The sequence below is a fragment of the Brevibacillus sp. NL20B1 genome, assembly GCF_018195675.1.
GTDB lineage: Bacteria > Bacillota > Bacilli > Brevibacillales > Brevibacillaceae > Brevibacillus > Brevibacillus aydinogluensis.
Genome location: NZ_JAGTPT010000021.1, coordinates 1 through 19,257, shown reverse-complemented (window position 1 = coordinate 19,257; position 19,257 = coordinate 1). Strand labels below are relative to the sequence as shown.

The window sequence follows — 19,257 nt, the reverse complement described above, 5'->3', positions numbered from 1 at the left end:
GATTCAATCTAGGAGGGGAAGTTTACGTGGCAGCAAAATGGGAAAAGTTAGAGAATAACCAGGGGGTCCTGACGGTTGAAGTAGATGCTGCGCAAGTAGATGCGGCATTGGACCAAGCGTTTAAAAAGGTCGTAAAGAAAGTAAGCGTTCCGGGCTTCCGCAAAGGAAAAGTGCCGCGCAAGCTGTTCGAAGCGCGTTTTGGCGTGGAAGCGCTCTACCAGGATGCTCTGGACATCCTGCTCCCTGCCGCTTACGGACAAGCTGTGCGCGAAACCGGCATCGAACCGGTTGATCGCCCCGAAGTGGATGTTGAGCAGATGGAAAAGGGCAAGCCGCTCATCTTCAAGGCGACCGTAACGGTGAAGCCGGAAGTGAAACTGGGCGACTACAAAAACCTGACGATCGAGTCGAAAGAGTTCAACGTTACTGACGAGGACGTGGAAGCCGAACTGAAGCGCATGCAAGAGCGCCACGCCGAGCTGGTTGTCGTGGAAGAAGGCCCGGCACAAAACGGCGATCTGGCTGTGATTGACTTCGAAGGCTTCCAGGACGGCGTTGCCTTTGAGGGCGGAAAAGCGGAAAACTACACGCTCGAGCTGGGTTCCGGCACGTTCATCGCCGGCTTTGAAGAGCAGATCGTGGGCATGAAGGTAGGCGAGGAGAAGGAGATCAACGTCACCTTCCCGGAACAGTACCACTCTCCGAGCCTGGCAGGCAAAGACGCAGTCTTCAAGGTGAAACTGAACGGCCTCAAGCGCAAAAACCTCCCGGCGCTGGACGACGAATTTGCCAAAGACGTGAGCGAGTTCGACACACTGGAAGAGCTGAAGGCTGACACCAAGAAAAAGCTGGAAGAAAAAGCGGCTCAGGAGAAAGAGCAGTACACCCGCGAGCAGCTCGTGCTGAAGGCGGCTGAAAACGCCGAAATCGACATTCCGGACGTCATGATCGAACACGAACTGGACCAAATGGTGAACGAATTTGCTCAGCGCCTGCAGTTCCAAGGCATGAACCTGGACCTGTACTACCAGTTCTCCGGCACCGATGAAAGCCAGCTGCGCGAACAGCTTCGTCCTGACGCGACCACCCGCGTGCGCACCGCGCTGACCCTGGAAGCGATCGCTAAAGCCGAGAACATCACTGCGACCGAAGAAGATGTAAACGAAGAGCTGAACAGACTGGCGGGCGTATACGGTCGTCCTGCCGACGAACTGCGCAAAATCTTCACCGCTCAAGACGGTATGGCTGCCCTGTACCGCGACGTGCAAACGCGGAAAACGGTCGATTTCCTGGTTGCAGAAAACAAAGTCAGTGCATAAGCTTAGGAAGAACGCATGAAACGACCGGCAGACAGGTTCCCGATTGACCCGACTGCCAAGCGATACAAGGCACGATAATGTTCGTGCCTTGTTTTTCACCATCTTGCGTTTTTTCCGACACAGCCGTCGGACCGGCGGCTGCACGCTACCTCTTTGACGGCAGAGGAGGAGATACATATGCTAATCCCCATGGTCATTGAACAGACGAACCGCGGCGAGCGCGCGTATGACATTTATTCGCGCCTGTTGAAGGACCGGATTGTCTTTCTCGGCAGCGAGATCGACGATGAAGTGGCCAACCTGGTGGTCGCCCAACTGCTGTTCCTGCAAGCGGAAGACCCGGACAAGGACATTCAACTCTACATAAACTCTCCGGGCGGTTCCGTAACGGCTGGCATGGCCATCTTCGACACGATGCAGCACATCAAGCCGGACGTGTCTACCATCTGCATCGGCATGGCGGCCAGCATGGCAGCCGTTCTGCTGGCTGCGGGAGCAAAAGGGAAGCGGTTTGCCCTGCCGAACAGTGAAGTGATGATTCACCAGCCGCTCGGCGGCGTACGCGGCCAGGCAGAGGATATCCGCATCCACGCGGACTGGATTTTGAAAACGAAGCGCCAGCTCAACCAAATCCTGGCGGAACGGACGGGTCAGCCATACGAACGTGTGGAAAAGGACACCGATCGTGATCACTTCATGAGCGCAGAAGAAGCCAAAGCGTACGGTTTGATTGACGCCATTATTGAACGGAAAAACTGACCCGTTGTGAGGTGAAGCGCATGTTTAAGTTTAACGACGATAAAGGCCAGCTGAAATGCTCCTTCTGCGGCAAGTCGCAGGAGCAGGTGCGCAAGCTGGTGGCCGGGCCCGGCGTGTACATCTGCGACGAGTGCATCGAACTGTGCAACGAAATCGTCCAGGAAGAGCTGGGAACGGAAGAAGAAATCGACATGAAGGAAATTCCCAAACCGATGGAGATTCGCAAAATCCTGGACGATTACGTGATCGGCCAGGATCTGGCGAAAAAATCCCTCTCGGTGGCGGTGTACAACCACTACAAGCGGATCAACTCCGGCGCCAAGATCGAGGATGTGGAACTGCAAAAGTCAAACATCCTGCTGATCGGTCCGACCGGAAGCGGGAAGACGCTCTTGGCCCAGACGTTGGCACGGATTCTCAACGTGCCGTTTGCCATCGCCGACGCCACTTCCCTCACGGAAGCGGGGTACGTGGGCGAAGACGTGGAAAACATCCTGCTCAAGCTGATCCAGGCAGCCGATTACGACGTGGAAAAGGCGGAGAAGGGCATCATCTACATCGACGAGATCGACAAGGTGGCCCGCAAGTCGGAAAATCCGTCGATCACCCGCGACGTATCCGGCGAAGGCGTACAGCAGGCGCTGCTGAAAATTCTCGAGGGGACGGTTGCCAGCGTGCCGCCGCAGGGCGGCCGGAAGCATCCGCACCAGGAGTTCATCCAGATCGACACGTCCAACATTCTGTTCATCTGCGGCGGTGCGTTTGACGGCATCGAGCAGATCATCAAGCGTCGTCTGGGCAAAAAGGTGATCGGCTTCGGCACCGACCTGAGCGACGGTATCAAAGGCGACCTGAAGCCGGGCGAGTACCTGAAGTACGTGCTGCCGGAAGACCTGCTGAAATTCGGCCTGATTCCGGAATTTGTCGGCCGTCTCCCCGTACTGGCCACGCTGGAACCGCTGGATGAGGAGACGCTGGTCCGCATCCTTACCGAACCGAAAAACTCGCTGGTGAAGCAGTACCAAAAACTGCTGAGCTTAGACGGCGTAGAACTGGAGTTCGAACCGGGAGCGCTGACGCAGATCGCCAAGGAAGCGATCAAGCGGAACACCGGCGCCCGGGGACTGCGTGCCATCATCGAGCAGATCATGCTCGACATGATGTACGAACTGCCGTCCCGCGAAGACATCAGCAAGTGCGTGATCACCGAGGAAGCTGTGCGTGACAAGGTGAAGCCGCAGCTGCTGACCAAGGAAGGCCGCGAACTGAAAAACGAAAGCGCGTAACCGGCACCGCCGGAAACGCCATCCCAACCACCCCGATTGTCGGGGTGGTTTTTCCATGGCTCTCCCGTTTGTTCGCCCGGCCGGCAGTGCCCGCCAAAGTGCAAGGGAATGCCGGAGCGGTTTGTTTACGCCCGTGATTGCGAGGCAATACTACTCAATATAGTTCACGAGACGCTTTTTGATTGGATCACGACTGTATCAGGAAGGACTTCTCGCGATCGCGGGCTGATACACGGGCTGATACAAAAAACAAGCATCCCCGAGAGGAAGAACCGGCTTTTGCGCATGTGTCCGCAACAGACGCGTTTTCTTCTCGATGTGGTGCGAAGTGAGCGTGGGAGGGTTAACGGATGGACTATACGACATTGGTGATTGCCTGTATCGAAGTAGTCGTCGGGATCATCATAGGAACCTATTTCTGGAATCTGCTCCGCACCCAGCGGTCAGCGAAAACATCGAGTGACCGGGAGTCGCGCAAAGATCTGGACCAACTGCGGCGGATGCGGATGATCGCCTTGACGGAACCGCTCTCGGAGAAGACCAGGCCGACCAAACTGGAAGAGATCGTCGGACAGGAGGATGGGCTGCGCGCGCTGCGTGCCGCCTTGTGCGGGCCAAACCCACAGCATGTCATCATCTACGGTCCGCCGGGCGTCGGCAAGACGGCAGCCGCCCGCGTCGTGCTGGAAGAAGCGAAGCAGAATCCGCTGTCTCCGTTTTCCAGCGACGCCAAGTTTGTGGAGGTAGACGCGACCATTGCCCGCTTTGACGAAAGGGGCATCGCCGATCCGCTGATCGGTTCCGTACACGATCCGATTTACCAGGGTGCTGGCGCCTTGGGCCAGTCGGGCGTTCCGCAGCCGAAGCCGGGGGCGGTGACCAAGGCCCACGGCGGAATCCTGTTTCTGGATGAAATCGGCGAGCTGCATCCGATCCAGATGAACAAGCTCCTGAAAGTGCTGGAAGACCGCAAAGTGATGCTGGAGAGCGCCTACTACAGCGAAGAGAACACGCAAATACCGTCACACATCCACGAGATATTCAAGTACGGACTGCCGGCCGATTTTCGCCTCGTGGGTGCGACGACGAGGATGCCGGAAGAACTGCCGGCAGCGCTCCGCTCCCGGTGCCTGGAGATTTTTTTCCGGCCGCTCAAGCCGGCGGAGATCGGGAGCATCGTCCGCACCGCCGTCTCCAAAATGGACATGTCGATGGAGGACGACGCGGTCGGCGTCATCGAACGGTACGCCACCAACGGCCGGGAGGCGATCAACACGCTGCAGATCGCGGCAGGGATCGCAATGACCGAGGGGCGCTCGACGATCCGCGCCGCCGATGTGGAATGGGTCGTGCACAGCAGCCAAAAATCGCCGCGCCAGGAAAAGCAGGTGCATGACACGCCGCAGGTGGGGCTGGTCAACGGCCTGGCTGTGTACGGCCCCAACATGGGCAGCGTGATGGAGCTGGAGGTGACCGCCAGCCGGGCGTCGACACCCGGAGCCGGCCGCGTCACCATGACCGGCCTGGTCGAAGAAGAGGAAATAGGCGGCCGCAGCCGCACGGTCCGGCGCAAGTCGATGGCCAAAGGCTCGATCGAAAACGTGTTGACCGTGCTGAATCGGCTGGGGGTCCAGCCGTACGATTACGACCTGCACATCAACTTTCCCGGCGGTGTGCCGGTAGACGGTCCCTCGGCAGGCATCACGATTGCCGTCGCCATTTATTCGGCGATCAAGGAGAGGCCGGTAGACAACCTGGTTGCCATGACAGGGGAAGTGAGCATCCACGGCAAGGTAAAACCGGTCGGCGGCGTAGTGGCCAAGGTGGAAGCCGCCCGACAGGCAGGGGCAAAACGCGTGCTGATTCCCGAGGAGAACTGGCAGTCGCTGTTTGCCGACATGCAGGACATCGAAGTGATACCCGTCTCCACCGTGCAGCAGGCAATCGATCTGGCCCTTCTGGCAGAACCGGAGACGGAGAGCGCCGGTTTCACCCTGCAGCTTCCGGCGGAAGATCTCGCCTCTTCGTCTCTGTCGTTGTAATGGCGCGCTGTAACGGCGGTGCGCCCGGAAATTAGACATCGGATTCCGTTTGCGCTACAATGATAAAAAGCTTCACTGCGAAGCTTACGCGATGTTCAAAAACGGCTGTCTGAGCCGTTTTTGCATGTTAAGCAGGCAATTCGTACAGATCAAGGAGAGGTGCATAAGCTTGGGCGAACGTTCCGGTAAACGAGAGATACCGCTTCTCCCGTTGCGCGGACTGCTTGTGTATCCATCCATGGTACTCCATTTGGATGTGGGACGGGAAAAATCAGTCCGCGCCCTGGAGCAGGCCATGGTGGATGACAACCAGATCCTGTTGGCGACGCAGGAAGAAGTCCACATAGAAGAACCCAGCGCCGAGCAAATCTTCAGCGTCGGCACTGTCGCACGGGTCAAACAGATGCTGAAGCTGCCGAACGGCACGATTCGCGTCCTCGTGGAAGGCCTGCAGCGGGCCCGAATCGATGAATATATACGGCAGGATGATTTCTTCCAGGTCTCGATCACGTACCTGGAAGAGGAAAAGGCTGACGAGAACGAAGTGGAAGCGCTGATGCGCGCCGTGCTTAGCCATTTTGAACAGTACATCAAGCTGTCCAAAAAGATTTCACCGGAGGCGCTTACATCCGTAAGCGACATCGAGGAACCGGGTCGGCTGGCCGACGTGATCGCCTCCCATCTGCCGCTGAAAATGAAGGACAAACAGGAGATTTTGGAGACGACCAACATCAAGGAGCGGCTCAACATTCTCCTCGACATCCTCAACAACGAGCGCGAGGTGCTGGAACTGGAGCGCAAGATCAGCAACCGCGTCAAGAAGCAGATGGAGCGGACGCAGAAGGAATACTACCTGCGTGAGCAAATGAAAGCGATCCAAAAAGAGCTGGGCGAAAAAGACGGGCGGCAGAGTGAAGTGGATGAACTGCGCGCCCAGCTGGAGAAATCCGACGCTCCCGAGCGGATCAAGAACAAGATCGAGAAAGAACTGGAGCGCCTGGAGAAAATGCCGACCACGTCCGCCGAAGGAGCGGTGATCCGGACCTACATCGACACGCTGCTGTCCCTGCCGTGGACGCGCAGGACCGTCGACAATCTGGACATCCATCACGCGGAACAGGTGCTGAACGAAGACCACTACGGGCTGGAAAAACCGAAGGAACGGGTATTGGAGTATCTGGCGGTGCAAAAGCTGGTCAATTCCATGCGCGGTCCCATCCTCTGCCTGGTCGGGCCTCCCGGCGTGGGGAAAACGTCGCTCGCCCGTTCCATTGCGCGTGCCCTGGAGCGGGAGTTTGTCCGCATCTCGCTGGGCGGGGTGCGTGACGAGGCGGAGATTCGCGGCCACCGCCGCACCTATGTGGGTGCGCTGCCGGGCCGGATCATCCAGGGGATGAAACAGGCAGGCACGATCAACCCCGTCTTTCTCCTGGATGAAATCGACAAGCTGGCCTCCGACTTTCGCGGCGATCCCGCTTCCGCGCTGCTGGAAGTGCTGGACCCCAACCAGAATGACAAGTTCAGCGACCATTACATCGAGGAGACCTACGATTTGACCAACGTGATGTTTATCACGACGGCCAACAGCACGCATACGATTCCCCGCCCGCTGTTGGACCGGATGGAGGTCATCTCCATCGCCGGCTACACCGAGCTGGAAAAGCTGCACATCATGCGCGACTACCTGCTGCCCAAGCAGATGGAAGAGCACGGGCTGGGCAGGGATAAGCTGCAGATGAACGAAGAGGCGATGCTGAAGGTAATTCGTCAGTACACCAGAGAAGCGGGCGTGCGCAACCTGAATCGGGAAGCGGCCAACATCTGCCGAAAAGCAGCCAGGCTGATCGTCAGCGGCGAGAAAAAGCGGGTCGTGGTGACGCCCAAAACGGTGGAGAGCCTGCTGGGCAAACCGCGCTATCGCTACGGCCTGGCTGAGCGGGAAGACCAGGTGGGTGCCGTAACCGGCCTGGCCTGGACGCAGGCGGGCGGCGACACGCTGAACGTAGAAGTGAGCATTCTGCCTGGCAAGGGCAAACTGACGCTGACCGGTCAGCTCGGTGACGTCATGAAGGAGTCGGCTCAGGCGGCATTCAGCTACATCCGTTCCCGCGCCGCCGCGTGGAACATCGACCCCGAGTTCCACGAGAAAAACGACATCCACATTCACGTGCCGGAAGGAGCGATCCCCAAAGACGGTCCGTCTGCCGGCATCACCATCGCCACGGCGCTCGTCTCTGCCCTGACCGGCATCCCGGTGCGCAAAGAGGTGGGCATGACCGGTGAGATCACCCTGCGCGGCCGTGTGCTGCCGATCGGCGGACTGAAAGAAAAGGCGCTGTCCGCTCATCGGGCCGGACTGACGACGGTGATCCTGCCCAAGGAAAACGAAAAAGACATCGAAGACATCCCGGAAAGCGTGCGCAAGGAATTGAAACTGATCACGGTGGAACACATGGACGAGGTCCTGCGCAACGCGCTTACCCGGCAAGCGGTTGGTGAAACGCGATGAAGATCACATCGGCTGAGTTTGTCATCAGCGCCGTCGGACCCAAACAGTACCCGACAGATGGCTTGCCGGAGATCGCCCTGGTGGGCCGCTCCAACGTAGGCAAGTCCTCGCTGTTAAACAAAATGATGAATCGCAAGGGGCTGGCCCGTACCAGTTCCAAGCCGGGAAAAACACAGACGCTGAACTACTTTCGTGTCAACAACATGCTCTATTTTGTCGACTTCCCCGGTTACGGCTACGCCAAAGTGGCAAAATCGCTGAAACAGCAATGGGGCAAAATGATTGAAAATTATCTGAAGCAGCGCAAGGAGCTGCGGTTTGTGATTCAGTTGGTGGACATCCGCCACGCGCCCAGCAAGGATGATGTGGCGATGTACGACTGGTGCAAGGAAATCGGCATTCCCACCGTGGTCGTGGCCACCAAGGGGGACAAGATCGCTCGCGGCCGCTGGCTTCAGCATACGAAAGTAATCCGCGAACAACTCAAGATGCGCGGTGACGATGCACTCATTATCTTTTCTTCGGAAACGGGCCAGGGACGGGACGAACTGTGGGGTGAAATCGTTCGCCGCTTGCAGCGTCAGGAAGAAACTGCCCCTGAAGTTGAGCAGGATCTCGCAGGCGGGACGCCGGAAACGGTGGAATCGGGCAACGCCCCGTCGTAACACCTGCGGGAAAAGAGGGGTGTCCATGCACAACCGTGAGTTTTTTCCCGTACGCGGTGTAATCGAAGGTTACTACGGCACTCCGTGGACGAATGCGGAGCGGCTGGACATGATTCGCTTTTTGGGGCGGCATGGGTTTAATACGTACTATTACTCGCCCAAGGACGATCCCTATTTGCGGGAACGCTGGCAGGAGCCGCATCCGCCCGAGGCTTTGGAGCAGATGGAGGGCTGGATGGCGTGCGCTCGGGAGTCCGGGGTGCGGTTTGTCTACTGCTTGAGCCCCGGCTTGAATATGGAGTACTCCGATGACAGCCATGTTTCCCGCCTGTTGGCAAAGTACCGGTCCATGTACGAACGGGGCGTGCGTCACTTCGCCCTGCTGTTTGACGACATCCCGCTGGCCTTGATGCATCCGGCGGACGTAAGCCGCTACCGCACGCTGGCGCAAGCGCACGCGGAAGTAGTGCTGAAGCTGCACGAGGTGATCGATGGCTGGGAGGAGCGAGTGGAGCTGACCGTTTGTCCCACCCAGTATCACGGCATGGGCGACGAACCGTACATCACGGAACTGGGACAGCGCCTGCCGGAGTCAATCGACCTGTTTTGGACCGGCCGCTTTGTCTGCTCGCCGTTTTTGCCCGAGGCGGACGCCCGCTTTTTTGCAGAACGGACGGGGCACAAACCGCTGATTTGGGACAATTATCCGGTAAACGACCTGGCGATGGCCGATGAGCTGCACATTGGCCCGCTGCGCCACCGCGATCCCGGTCTGTGGCGGCACGTAGCCGGATACGTGGCCAATCCGATGGCGCGGGCGGAGAGCTCAAAGATACCGCTCCTGACGGCAGCGGCTTACCTGCGCGATCCGGAAGGGTACGATCCAGCCTTGGCATGGGCCAAGGCCGTGGAAGAAGTGGCCGGTCCGGAAGACGCCGCCGCCGTACTCCGCTTCGCAGACAATGTGCAGGGTTCGTTTCTCAACGAGACCGAGTCGCCGGCGCTGCTGGAGGCGTTTCTGCAGTTTCGCTTTCAGTTTTTGTACGGGGACAGGCAGGCGGGACTGCGCATGCTCGGACGTCTGTTTGCCGATATGGAAGAGACGGCGCTGCACTTAATGGAGCGGATGCGCAACCGCAAACTGGCCGCCGAAATTGGCGGCTGGGTGGAAAAGTACCGGCATTGGGCCAAGGTCGGGCAGTCGGTTACCGCCATGATCGAGGCGGGCACAAGCGGCCGGACGCTCACGGCGGCGTATCACCTGTTTCGGCTGAAGCGCTGGATGAAGCGGACCGAACGGTTGCCGCAAAAGGTGTGCGGCAACGTGATGAAAATGTTTGTGGAAGCGGTGCTGCTGGAGTTGAAACAGACGAGGTAACCAAGCGCGTATCTGCGTGGGGCAAGCGGGCAAACCGCACCCGTCTGTGTGCTGTGAAAATGTGAAAATGTGAAAAAACGGGACTGGCACAAAAGCCAGCCCCGTTTTTTTATCTGTCACTGTTCATTACGCCGACTCTCGGCTGCCATCATCCTGATTGAGCCTGATGCGCCGATTTTTCCACCATTCCTGGATCGGCAGCTCCGCCAGGATCATTCCGGTAAAGATCAGGGCGCATCCCGCCAATTGCCGCGCTGTCAGCACTTCGTGAATCCACAGGTACGAAGTGAGCGCGGCAAACACCGGCTCCAGGGAGAAGATCAGCGCCACACGGGTGGAACTCGTCTTCTTTTGCAGCGCCGTCTGGGCCAAAAAGGCGAGCGCGGTGGCAAAGATCGAGGTCACGATCAGACCGCGCGCCACTTCCGGCGCCAGCAGCACCGCCGGGTCGAAGGCAAGGCGCCAGTCCTCGAACAACAGCGCATACCCCCAGCTCAGCGCGGCCACCGTCCCCAACTGGACGATCGCCAGCGGGAGGGCAGGAAATCGAGGAGCGTATTTGCCGGTGGCGACGATCTGCAGCGCAAAGCAGATGGCGCAGCCGAAGACCAGCACGTCGCCGAGGTTGAACGCAAGCGACGAGGTTTTCGTCAGCAGGTAGAGCCCGCAGGCGGCGATCAGCGTGCCGGTGATGGCGGCAGGTTTGATCTTCTCGCGCAGGATCAGAAAGGAAAACAGCGGGACCAGCACTACCGACAGACCGGTAATAAAGCCCGCTTTGGACGGTGTGGTGTACATCAATCCAACCGTCTGCAGGGCGTAGCCCAGACAGAGCCAAAATCCGATCAGACATCCGGCCTTGATCAGCGGGAAGTTCCAGCTCCTCAGCTGCTCGCGATCGATCAGACAATGGATGGCGAGCAGAAAGAGAGTGGCGATGGAAAAGCGCACCGCATTGAAGGCGTTGGGCGGCAGAGCGGCGATGGCCTGCTGGACGACGAGGAACGTGGCTCCCCAGACAAACGCGATCAGAAACAGGGTCACGTCAGCCATCCATTGTTTTTTCAACGGTTGTTTCTCTCCTTCCGAATGATTCAGACGATTGCAAACGTTTCGGTTCCATGCCTGCATGATACGGCATGCCAGAGGGGAAATCAAGCACAGGTGGAGTTCAGCTTGGCAATTGCATGTAAATATCGGAAAATAAAGAAAAGTCAAAAGGGGGATTCACATGAATCAGTCCGTACTTCGGTCGCGGCGGGCCCGCCGGGCGGAAACCAAAGTGACCCGCACCGCCCAGCGGTTGGCCGAGCTGTTGGCAGGCAGCAGCGGGTTGGAGGAGAAACGGGAAGCTGTCCGAAGGATTCTGGACGAGCAGTTGGGGAATCGCGAATACTTCGTCATTGTCGACGAGACGGGATACGGACACATCCATACCAACCGGCTGCGGGAGGGCATCGTGTTTGACGACGAGGTGGGACGGCGTGCAGCCGCGGCGCGCGAAGTCCTCTCCCAGCTTTACCTGCGCAACACGGGCGAGCGGCTGATCGACACCGCCGCTCCGATCGGCACATTTGGCGGCAGACGGTACGTCCTCCGGATGGGCACGATTCTGCACCGGCCGTTTTTGGGACCGGCGCTGATCGGTCTCGGCTGTATCCCGCCGCTGTGCGGATGGGCGGCCTTGCTTGGGAGGGGGCTGCCGCTTGCCGAAACGGCGGTATGGGCGTTCGTTTCGCTCGGCGCGGGGTTGATCGGCAGCCTGTGGATATACCGGATCATGCGCACCAGCCTGCAGGAATGGCGCGAGCTGACCCGGGCCGTCTCGTCCGGCGATCTGACCCGGAAAGTGGTCACCCGCTCGCGCAATGAATTTCATCAGACGGGGCTGGAACTAAACAAGATGGCGATCGGCATCCAGAACATCGTAAGCGAGATCGCGGGTGCGGCGGACAGCACGGGGGAGATCAGCCGCAAGCAGGCGCTGCGGTCACGGGAACTGCGGGACACCTTTGACGAACTGAGCGGCATGATGCAGCAGTTTCAGTCGGGGACCGAGGAACAGGCCCACGTGGCCGCCGAAGCGGTCGAGCACCTGCAGGAAATGACAGCCATGCTGACGGAGATGCAGACGGCCCTGAACAAGACGAGAGAGATGAGCGAGAGCGCCACGATGACCACGGAGCGGGGCAACCATGCGGTGAAGACAGCTTCCCGCCAGGTGGGACAAGCGGAGTCCGGCATGGCCGAAACGGCGGAAGCGATCCGCCAACTGGCACAGGCTGCGGAACAGATTCGGCAGCAGGTGGCGGCGATCACCAAGATTGCCCGGCAGACCAATATGCTGGCGCTCAACGCATCCATTGAGGCGGCTCGAGCCGGGGAACACGGCCGGGGCTTTGCCGTGGTGGCGGCAGAGATTCGTGAGCTGGCGGAGGAGACCGCGCAGTTTGCGGACAGCATCCTGTCCACCGCAGCCGCCATTCATGCGGACGTGACCGAGACGGCGGCAGAAGTGGAGCGCCAGTTGGACGACCTGCGACGCTCCAGCCGTCACGTGCGGGAAGCGGGTGAGGCGATCCGCAGCCTGCAGGTGGTGGTGGACGCCAACCAGGCACTGTCGGCCCAAAACGCCGCGTGGGCCGAGCGGCTTGCCCAGCACTGCGGGGCGATCGGCCAGACGCTGACCCAGGTAAAGACGATCGCAGGCCAGATTGCGGAGAGCGTCTCGGCGGCGGCCAGCGCCGTAGAGCAGCAGGCAGGCGGCGTGCATCTGCTGGCAGAGGAAGCAGAGACACTGGCCGAGAAGACGATGTCGCTGCAGCGAATCACGAAGCGGTTTCGCCTGTAGGATCAAGACCCAGCTGCACCCGTTAATAAACTTTTCACATTTACAAGTGGTCGTTTGGGGACATAATGTTATAATAATAGTGCATTTTACACAGAGCCGACTGGCATGTAATACCGGGAGGACATTATGGATATCCTTTTGCTGGGTCTTAATTACAAAACAGCACCAGTCGAAATTCGGGAAAAATTCACGTTCAGCGATGACGGGACAGCACGCGCTCTTCATCTCCTCTCCCAGACGAAGAGCATAGCGGAATGCGTCATTCTCGGAACGTGCAACCGCACGGAAATCTACGTGGTCTGCGATCAGTTGAACGTGGGGCGGGACTACGTGCTGAGATTTCTGGCGGAGTGGTTTGGCGTCGACAAAGAGTCGTTCAAGCAACATCTTTATATAAAAGGAAACGAAGAAGCGATTGAACACCTGTTCCGTGTCGTTTGCGGCCTTGACTCCATGGTGGTGGGCGAGACGCAAATCCTCGGACAGGTACGGGACGCTTTCCTGCTCGCCCAGCAGCTCAAGACGACCGGAACGGTGTTCAACATGCTGTTCAAGCAGGCGGTCACGTTTGCCAAGCGGGCCCACACGGAAACGGGGATCGGCCAAAACGCTGTCTCCGTCAGCTACGCCGCGGTGGAACTGGGGAAAAAGATTTTTGGCTCCTTCGCGGGCAAGGAAGTGCTGATCGTCGGCGCGGGCAAAATGAGCGAGCTGACCGCCAAACACCTGCACGCCAACGGTTCACAGCACGTGCGGGTCGCTAATCGGACGCTGGAGCGTGCCCGGATGTTGGCGGAGAAATTCAAAGGGGACGCCTGTACGATGGAGCAGTTGCCTGAGGCACTGCTCACCGCCGACATCGTCATCAGCTCCACAGGAGCTGCAGGCTATGTGATCACCAAGGAACAGCTCATGCCGATCATGAAGCGTCGCAAACACCGCCCGTTGTTTATGATCGACATCGCTGTGCCGCGGGATCTGGACCCCGGCCTGCACGAACTGGATAACGTCTACCTTTACGATATTGATGATCTGGAAGGTATTGTCGCCAGCAACCTGGCGGAGCGTTCCCGCGAGGCGGAGCGGCTGGAGGGGATGATTGCCGATGAAATCGTCGCCTTCACCACCTGGTACCAGACGCTGGGCGTTTCACCGCTGATTGCCGCGCTGCGTGAAAAGGCGGAGGCGATCCACAGCGAAGGAATGCGCAAAATGGAGAACAAGCTGTCCAACCTGACCGAACGCGAGCTGCACATCATTCGCAAGACGACCAAGGGCATGATTAATCAGTTATTGCACGATCCGGTCGTCCGTCTGAAAGAGATGGCGGCCAAGTCGAACGGGGACGACGTGTTGGACATGTTCTCAACCATCTTTGCATTGGAAGAGACCCTGGAGCGGTTTGAGCGGGAAGCCGACTGGGAAAAAGAGAAAAAAAAACACTTGTCCTCTCGTGAGCAGGTCGTTGCGTCCGGCTTCCGCGAGTAGGGACCGAAATGGAAAGAGAGGAGAGCGTACATGGCCGACGCGAGATGGATCTACGACCTGACGATCTTTCTCTACGCTGCAAGTGTTCTCTTCTATTTCAACGACTTCTTGCAAAGCAACCGGAAAGTCAATCGCCTGGCTTTCGGGTTGCTTGCTGTCGTTTGGGCCTTGCAATCCGCTTTTTTCGTCTCACAGGTGGCGGCGAAATCGTACTTTCCCGTCATCACACTGTTTGAGACGCTCTTTTTTTATTCCTGGGTGCTGGTCTCCCTGTCACTTCTGATTAATTATTTTTTTCGCATCGATTTGCTGGTATTCTTTACCAATGTGATCGGCTTTGTCGTGCTGGTGCTCTCCATGTTTTTGCCGGAGACGCCGTTGACGGCCATATCGGAAACGCTCACGTCGGACCTGCTCTTGATCCACATCACGCTGGCGTTGTTCAGCTACGGGGCGTTTTCCCTGTCGATGATCTTTTCGGCGATGTACCTGCTGCAGCACAAGATGCTGAAAGAAAAACGCTGGACGCCGCTGCTGCGGCGGCTGCCCAGCCTCGACATGCTGGAAGCGTACGCGTACCGGATGAACATGGTCGGGGTGCCGATGCTGCTCTTGGCAATCATTCTCGGGATCATCTGGGGCAGGGTGGTCCTGCCCGAGAAGTTTTGGCTCGATGCCAAGGTGCTGCTGTCGACCCTGGTGCTGGGGGCGTATTCGTACTGGCTGTACAAGCGTTTCAGCGACACCTGGCAGATGCGGCGGCTGGCCCAGTTTAACCTGACGGCGTTTCTGCTGCTCTTGGTCAACTTTCTGGCCACCGACATCTCCACATTTCACAGATGGCTGTAACCGCCACGCAAGGAGGCTACCATGAGAAACTGGAAGGTAGGAACGCGCCGCAGCATGCTGGCGCTCACCCAGACCAATTGGGTCGTGGACCAATTGAAACGGCTTGCGCCCGAGGCGTCGTTTGAACTGCACGAAATCGTCACGAAAGGAGACCGCATCCTGGACGTCACCCTGTCCAAGGTGGGCGGCAAGGGACTGTTCGTCAAGGAAATCGAGCAGTCGCTGCTGGACAAGGAGACGGACCTGGCCGTGCACAGTCTGAAGGACATGCCGGCAGAGCTGCCGGAGGGACTGGTGATCGGGGCAATTCCCAAGCGGGTGGACCCCCGCGACGTGCTCTTGTCCAAGGACGGCAAGACGCTGGATGAGCTGCCGCACGGGGCGCTGGTGGGCACGAGCAGCCTGCGCCGCTCCGCACAGCTGTTGGCCTACCGGCCGGACATCCAGATCGAATCGCTGCGCGGCAATATCGATACGCGCATCCGCAAACTGAACGAAGGCAATTTCGACGCCATCATCCTGGCGGCGGCCGGACTGGAGCGGGTCAAGTGGGACGGAACGATCAGCCAGTATCTGCCGGTAGAGATCAGCGTGCCGGCGGTTGGGCAGGGGGCATTGGCCATCGAGTGCCGGGCGGACGACGAGGAGACGCTCGCGCTGCTGCGCCGCCTGGACGACCCGCCGACCCGCCTGGCGGTGACGGCAGAGCGCAGCTTCCTGCACCGTTTGCAGGGCGGCTGCCAGGTGCCGATCGGGGCTTACGCCACCGTGGCGGAAGCGCCGGGCGATGCCGCGCCGACCGTGACACTGACCGGTCTGGTCGCGTCGCCTGACGGAAAACGGGTGTTCAAGCGGACAGTCTCCGGCACCGATCCGGACGCACTCGGCCGGGAACTGGCTGACACCCTGCTGGCGGAAGGAGCCGGCGAGGTGCTGGCAGAGGTGCAGAAGGAGAATCTGGGATGAACCGGCTGACGCCGATTGGCGAGGATCGCCTGCCGCTTTCCGGCGTCCGGGTGATGGTGACGCGAGCCCGCAGCCAGGCCCGCGAGCTGGTGGAAAAGATTGAGGCGCTGGGCGGCGAGGCATACGAGTTTCCGCTGCTGAAAATGGTGCCGCCGACCGACACGGGACCGCTTGACGACGCAATTGGCCGCCTGGATTCGTTTGACTGGGTGATGTTCACCAGCGTCAACGGCGTCCGCTTTTTTCTGGAGCGAATGCGGCAGTTGGGCGTGAGTCCGGATCGGATGACCGGCCTCGTGGCGGCGGTCGGACCCAAGACAGCTGCCGAACTGGCAAAACACGGCTGGACGGCGGATGTGATTCCGTCCGACTACGTGGCGGAGGGCATGCTCACCGCGCTCCAGGGGCGTCTGACACCGGGCCAGCGGGTGCTGCTGCCGCGGGCAGACATCGCCCGCAAGACGCTGCCGGATGAACTGCGCCGCATGGGGCTGCAGGTGACCGAGGTGGACGCCTATGAAACGGTTATCGACGGCGCGAATGCCCCGGAAGCGGCGGAGCGGCTGCGCCGGGGGGAAATCGACGCGATTGCGTTTACCAGTTCATCCACGGTGCAGCACTTCACGCAGGTGATGGCCCCGTACGGGTTGGACGGCTTGCTGGCCTCCGTGCGGATTGCCTGCATCGGGCCGGTTACGGCTGAGACGGCCAAGCGCCTCGGCCTGCCGGTTCACGCCGTGGCCAGGGAGTACACGGTGGACGGCTTGTTGCAAGCGTTAACAGCAAATCTGGGAGGGGATGTACATGGCACTCACATTTGACCGTCATCGCCGGCTTCGTTCCAGCGCGGCGATGCGCAGCTTGGTACGCGAAAACCACGTTCGTGTGGAGGATCTGATCTACCCGATCTTTGTGGTGGAAGGTTCGAATATCAAGGAGGAAATTCCCTCCATGCCGGGCGTCTATCACTTCTCGCTGGACCGCCTGAACGAGGAAATTGACGAGGTGGCAGCGTTGGGCATCCAGTCCGTGCTGGTCTTCGGTGTGCCGGAGCACAAGGACGCCTGCGGTTCGGAAGCCTACAACGACGACGCCGTGACGCAGCGAGCCATCCGTCAGATCAAGGAAAGACATCCTGAACTGGTCGTGATCGCCGACACCTGTCTGTGCCAATACACCGACCACGGCCACTGCGGCGTGCTGCGCGACGGCGACGTAGTCAATGACGAATCGCTGACGCTGCTGGCAAAGACGGCAGTCTCGCAGGCGAAAGCGGGAGCAGACATCATCGCACCGTCCAACATGATGGACGGCTTTGTGGCGGCAATTCGTGCGGCGCTGGACGAAGCCGGCTTTACTCACGTGCCGATCATGTCCTACGCGGTCAAATACGCCTCGTCGTTCTACGGCCCATTCCGGGATGCGGCTCATTCCGCGCCCAAGTCGGGCGACCGCAAGGCGTACCAGATGGACCCGGCCAACGCCCGTGAAGGGCTGCGCGAAGCAGCTTCCGACGTGGCGGAGGGGGCTGACTTCCTGATGGTCAAACCGGGGCTGGCGTTCATGGACATGGTGCTGCGCCTGCGTGAGTCCTTTCATCTGCCGATCGTCGTCTACAACGTGAGCGCCGAGTACTCCATGGTCAAAGCGGCGGCGGCCAACGGCTGGATCGACGAAGAGCGGATTGTCATGGAAACGATGGTCGGCTTCAAGCGGGCCGGTGCCGACCTGATCATTACCTATCATGCCAAAGACGTGGCAAAATGGCTGGCGAGGTGAGCAGGCGATGAAGATGGAAAAATCGATCCGGCTGTTTGCGGAAGCACAGCAGTACATACCGGGCGGAGTAAACAGCCCGGTACGGGCGTTTAAAAGCGTGGGCGGCAATCCCGTCTACATTGCCAAAGGAGAGGGAGCGCGCGTCGTCGATGTGGACGGCAACACCTACATCGACTACATCGGTTCCTGGGGGCCGCTGATTCTGGGCCATGCCCACCCGAAAGTACTGGCCGCGATCCAGGAAGCGGCTGCGCTTGGCACCAGCTTTGGCGCTCCGACCGAACGGGAGACGGACATGGCCAAGCTGGTCTGCGAGATCGTCCCGTCGGTCGAAGTGGTGCGGATGGTCAACTCCGGCACGGAGGCGACGATGAGCGCACTCCGGCTGGCGCGCGGCTATACCAAGCGGAACAAAATCATGAAGTTTGAGGGCTGTTACCACGGACATGCCGACAGCCTGCTGATCAAGGCGGGCTCTGGCGTGGCCACGCTTGGACTGCCCGACAGCCCAGGTGTGCCGGAAGCGACGGCCATTCATACGATCACCGTACCGTACAACGATCTGGAAAGCGTGAAAATGGCGTTTGAAGCGTACGGCGAAGATTTGGCTGCGGTAATTGTGGAACCCGTCGCCGGCAACATGGGGGTCGTACCGCCGCAGCCAGGCTTTTTGGAGGGCTTGCGGGAGATTACGCAGCGCTACGGAACACTGCTGATCTTTGACGAAGTGATGACCGGCTTCCGCGTTGCCCGCGGCGGTGCGCAGGAGCTGTACGGCATCACCCCTGACTTGACGACAATGGGCAAGGTGATCGGCGGCGGCCTGCCGGTCGGCGCATACGGCGGCCGGCGGGACATCATGCAGCACGTAGCACCGGCGGGACCGATCTACCAGGCAGGCACACTGTCCGGCAACCCGCTGGCGATGGCAGCGGGATTGACCACGCTGCAGATACTGGGTGAGGACGGGGTCTACGAGCGGTTGGATGCACTCTCTTCCCGCCTGGCAGAAGGACTGGCGGACAACGCACGGAAGCTGGGCATCCCGCATACGGTAAACCGCGTCGGCTCCATGGTGTGCCTGTTCTTTACGGAGACGCCGGTCGTCAACTACGAGACAGCCAAGACATCCGATCTGGAGCGCTTCTCCCGCTACTTCCGCTACCTGCTGGAAGAAGGCGTCATGATTCCGCCGTCCCAGTTTGAGGGCATGTTCGTCTCACTGGCCCATACGGAAGCGGATATTGAGCGCACCATCGAAGCCAGCTACCAGGCGATGAAAAAGCTGTAAACCGGCACACGGCGAAGAGCAGCAGCAGGCGCCCGCGCTGTCGGGAGTGTTGAGACAACAAAAGTCCCTGTCCGA

At 59.5% G+C, this 19,257-nt stretch carries 15 protein-coding genes; 14 read left to right on the top strand and 1 reads right to left on the bottom strand.

The genetic code is table 11. The annotated features are described in order from the left end of the window. The first annotated feature begins 26 nt into the window (after positions 1–26). The 7 genes from tig (at position 27) to KDN35_RS14330 (ending at position 9,958) form a co-directional block, all read left to right on the top strand. Positions 27–1,319 carry a trigger factor gene (gene tig / locus KDN35_RS14360; RefSeq protein ID WP_171566363.1) on the top strand — a complete coding sequence of 431 codons (1,293 nt, stop codon included), beginning with the start codon at positions 27–29 and terminating at the stop codon, positions 1,317–1,319. A 171-nt stretch (positions 1,320–1,490) separates the two neighbouring features. Further along, positions 1,491–2,078: an ATP-dependent Clp endopeptidase proteolytic subunit ClpP gene (gene clpP / locus KDN35_RS14355; protein ID WP_268255227.1), complete on the top strand. Its 588-nt coding sequence runs from the start codon at positions 1,491–1,493 to the stop codon at positions 2,076–2,078. A gap of 20 nt (positions 2,079–2,098) precedes the next feature. Next, positions 2,099–3,364, top strand: a complete 1,266-nt coding sequence (clpX, locus tag KDN35_RS14350) for an ATP-dependent protease ATP-binding subunit ClpX (protein ID WP_171566361.1) — start codon at positions 2,099–2,101, stop codon at positions 3,362–3,364. A gap of 350 nt (positions 3,365–3,714) precedes the next feature. Further along, positions 3,715–5,406 carry an ATP-dependent protease LonB gene (gene lonB / locus KDN35_RS14345; RefSeq protein WP_171566360.1) on the top strand — a complete coding sequence of 564 codons (1,692 nt, stop codon included), beginning with the start codon at positions 3,715–3,717 and terminating at the stop codon, positions 5,404–5,406. Between the two features lie 169 nt (positions 5,407–5,575). Then, on the top strand, positions 5,576–7,915 hold the full coding sequence (lon, locus tag KDN35_RS14340; protein WP_171566359.1) for an endopeptidase La: 2,340 nt from the start codon (positions 5,576–5,578) through the stop codon (positions 7,913–7,915). Then, positions 7,912–8,580, top strand: a complete 669-nt coding sequence (yihA, locus tag KDN35_RS14335; RefSeq protein ID WP_171566358.1) for a ribosome biogenesis GTP-binding protein YihA/YsxC — start codon at positions 7,912–7,914, stop codon at positions 8,578–8,580. The genes lon and yihA overlap by 4 nt, the downstream gene beginning before the upstream one ends. A 25-nt stretch (positions 8,581–8,605) precedes the next feature. Then, entirely contained in the window at positions 8,606–9,958 is a 1,353-nt protein-coding gene (locus KDN35_RS14330) for a protein O-GlcNAcase (protein WP_212133055.1), read from the top strand. Positions 9,959–10,084: 126 nt separating this feature from the next. On the opposite strand, the gene KDN35_RS14325 is transcribed toward KDN35_RS14330, so the two are convergent. Continuing rightward, positions 10,085–11,026, bottom strand: a complete 942-nt coding sequence (locus KDN35_RS14325; protein ID WP_305792674.1) for a DMT family transporter — start codon at positions 11,024–11,026, stop codon at positions 10,085–10,087. Between the two features lie 163 nt (positions 11,027–11,189). On the opposite strand from KDN35_RS14325, the gene KDN35_RS14320 reads away from it, so the two are divergent. The 7 genes from KDN35_RS14320 (at position 11,190) to hemL (ending at position 19,182) form a co-directional block, all read left to right on the top strand. After that, on the top strand, positions 11,190–12,809 hold the full coding sequence (locus KDN35_RS14320; protein ID WP_171566356.1) for a methyl-accepting chemotaxis protein: 1,620 nt from the start codon (positions 11,190–11,192) through the stop codon (positions 12,807–12,809). A 126-nt stretch (positions 12,810–12,935) separates the two neighbouring features. Next, complete coding sequence (gene hemA / locus KDN35_RS14315; protein ID WP_171566355.1) at positions 12,936–14,297, top strand: glutamyl-tRNA reductase; 1,362 nt, start codon at positions 12,936–12,938, stop codon at positions 14,295–14,297. 30 nt (positions 14,298–14,327) lie between these two features. Beyond that, positions 14,328–15,146 carry a cytochrome C assembly family protein gene (locus KDN35_RS14310; protein ID WP_171566354.1) on the top strand — a complete coding sequence of 273 codons (819 nt, stop codon included), beginning with the start codon at positions 14,328–14,330 and terminating at the stop codon, positions 15,144–15,146. Positions 15,147–15,167: 21 nt separating this feature from the next. Beyond that, positions 15,168–16,112 carry a hydroxymethylbilane synthase gene (hemC, locus tag KDN35_RS14305; protein WP_171566353.1) on the top strand — a complete coding sequence of 315 codons (945 nt, stop codon included), beginning with the start codon at positions 15,168–15,170 and terminating at the stop codon, positions 16,110–16,112. Further along, the gene (locus KDN35_RS14300; RefSeq protein ID WP_171566352.1) at positions 16,109–16,933 is read left to right on the top strand and encodes a uroporphyrinogen-III synthase; all 825 of its coding nucleotides are present in this window, start codon (positions 16,109–16,111) and stop codon (positions 16,931–16,933) included. Before hemC ends, KDN35_RS14300 begins: the two co-directional genes overlap by 4 nt. Then, on the top strand, positions 16,917–17,891 hold the full coding sequence (gene hemB / locus KDN35_RS14295; RefSeq protein ID WP_171566351.1) for a porphobilinogen synthase: 975 nt from the start codon (positions 16,917–16,919) through the stop codon (positions 17,889–17,891). Before KDN35_RS14300 ends, hemB begins: the two co-directional genes overlap by 17 nt. Positions 17,892–17,898: 7 nt before the next feature. Next, complete coding sequence (gene hemL, locus KDN35_RS14290; protein WP_171566350.1) at positions 17,899–19,182, top strand: glutamate-1-semialdehyde 2,1-aminomutase; 1,284 nt, start codon at positions 17,899–17,901, stop codon at positions 19,180–19,182. The last annotated feature ends 75 nt before the right edge of the window (positions 19,183–19,257 follow it).

What these genes read in the sequence shown, in the direction of transcription:
- hemB (WP_171566351.1), top strand. Translation starts at nt 16,917, where the DNA reads ATGGCACTCACATTTGACCGTCATCGCCGGCTTCGTTCCAGCGCGGCG.
- clpX (WP_171566361.1), top strand. Translation starts at nt 2,099, where the DNA reads ATGTTTAAGTTTAACGACGATAAAGGCCAGCTGAAATGCTCCTTCTGC.
- KDN35_RS14310 (WP_171566354.1), top strand. Translation starts at nt 14,328, where the DNA reads ATGGCCGACGCGAGATGGATCTACGACCTGACGATCTTTCTCTACGCT.
- KDN35_RS14320 (WP_171566356.1), top strand. Translation starts at nt 11,190, where the DNA reads ATGAATCAGTCCGTACTTCGGTCGCGGCGGGCCCGCCGGGCGGAAACC.
- KDN35_RS14300 (WP_171566352.1), top strand. Translation starts at nt 16,109, where the DNA reads ATGAACCGGCTGACGCCGATTGGCGAGGATCGCCTGCCGCTTTCCGGC.
- lonB (WP_171566360.1), top strand. Translation starts at nt 3,715, where the DNA reads ATGGACTATACGACATTGGTGATTGCCTGTATCGAAGTAGTCGTCGGG.
- yihA (WP_171566358.1), top strand. Translation starts at nt 7,912, where the DNA reads ATGAAGATCACATCGGCTGAGTTTGTCATCAGCGCCGTCGGACCCAAA.
- hemA (WP_171566355.1), top strand. Translation starts at nt 12,936, where the DNA reads ATGGATATCCTTTTGCTGGGTCTTAATTACAAAACAGCACCAGTCGAA.
- KDN35_RS14330 (WP_212133055.1), top strand. Translation starts at nt 8,606, where the DNA reads ATGCACAACCGTGAGTTTTTTCCCGTACGCGGTGTAATCGAAGGTTAC.
- hemL (WP_171566350.1), top strand. Translation starts at nt 17,899, where the DNA reads ATGAAGATGGAAAAATCGATCCGGCTGTTTGCGGAAGCACAGCAGTAC.
- hemC (WP_171566353.1), top strand. Translation starts at nt 15,168, where the DNA reads ATGAGAAACTGGAAGGTAGGAACGCGCCGCAGCATGCTGGCGCTCACC.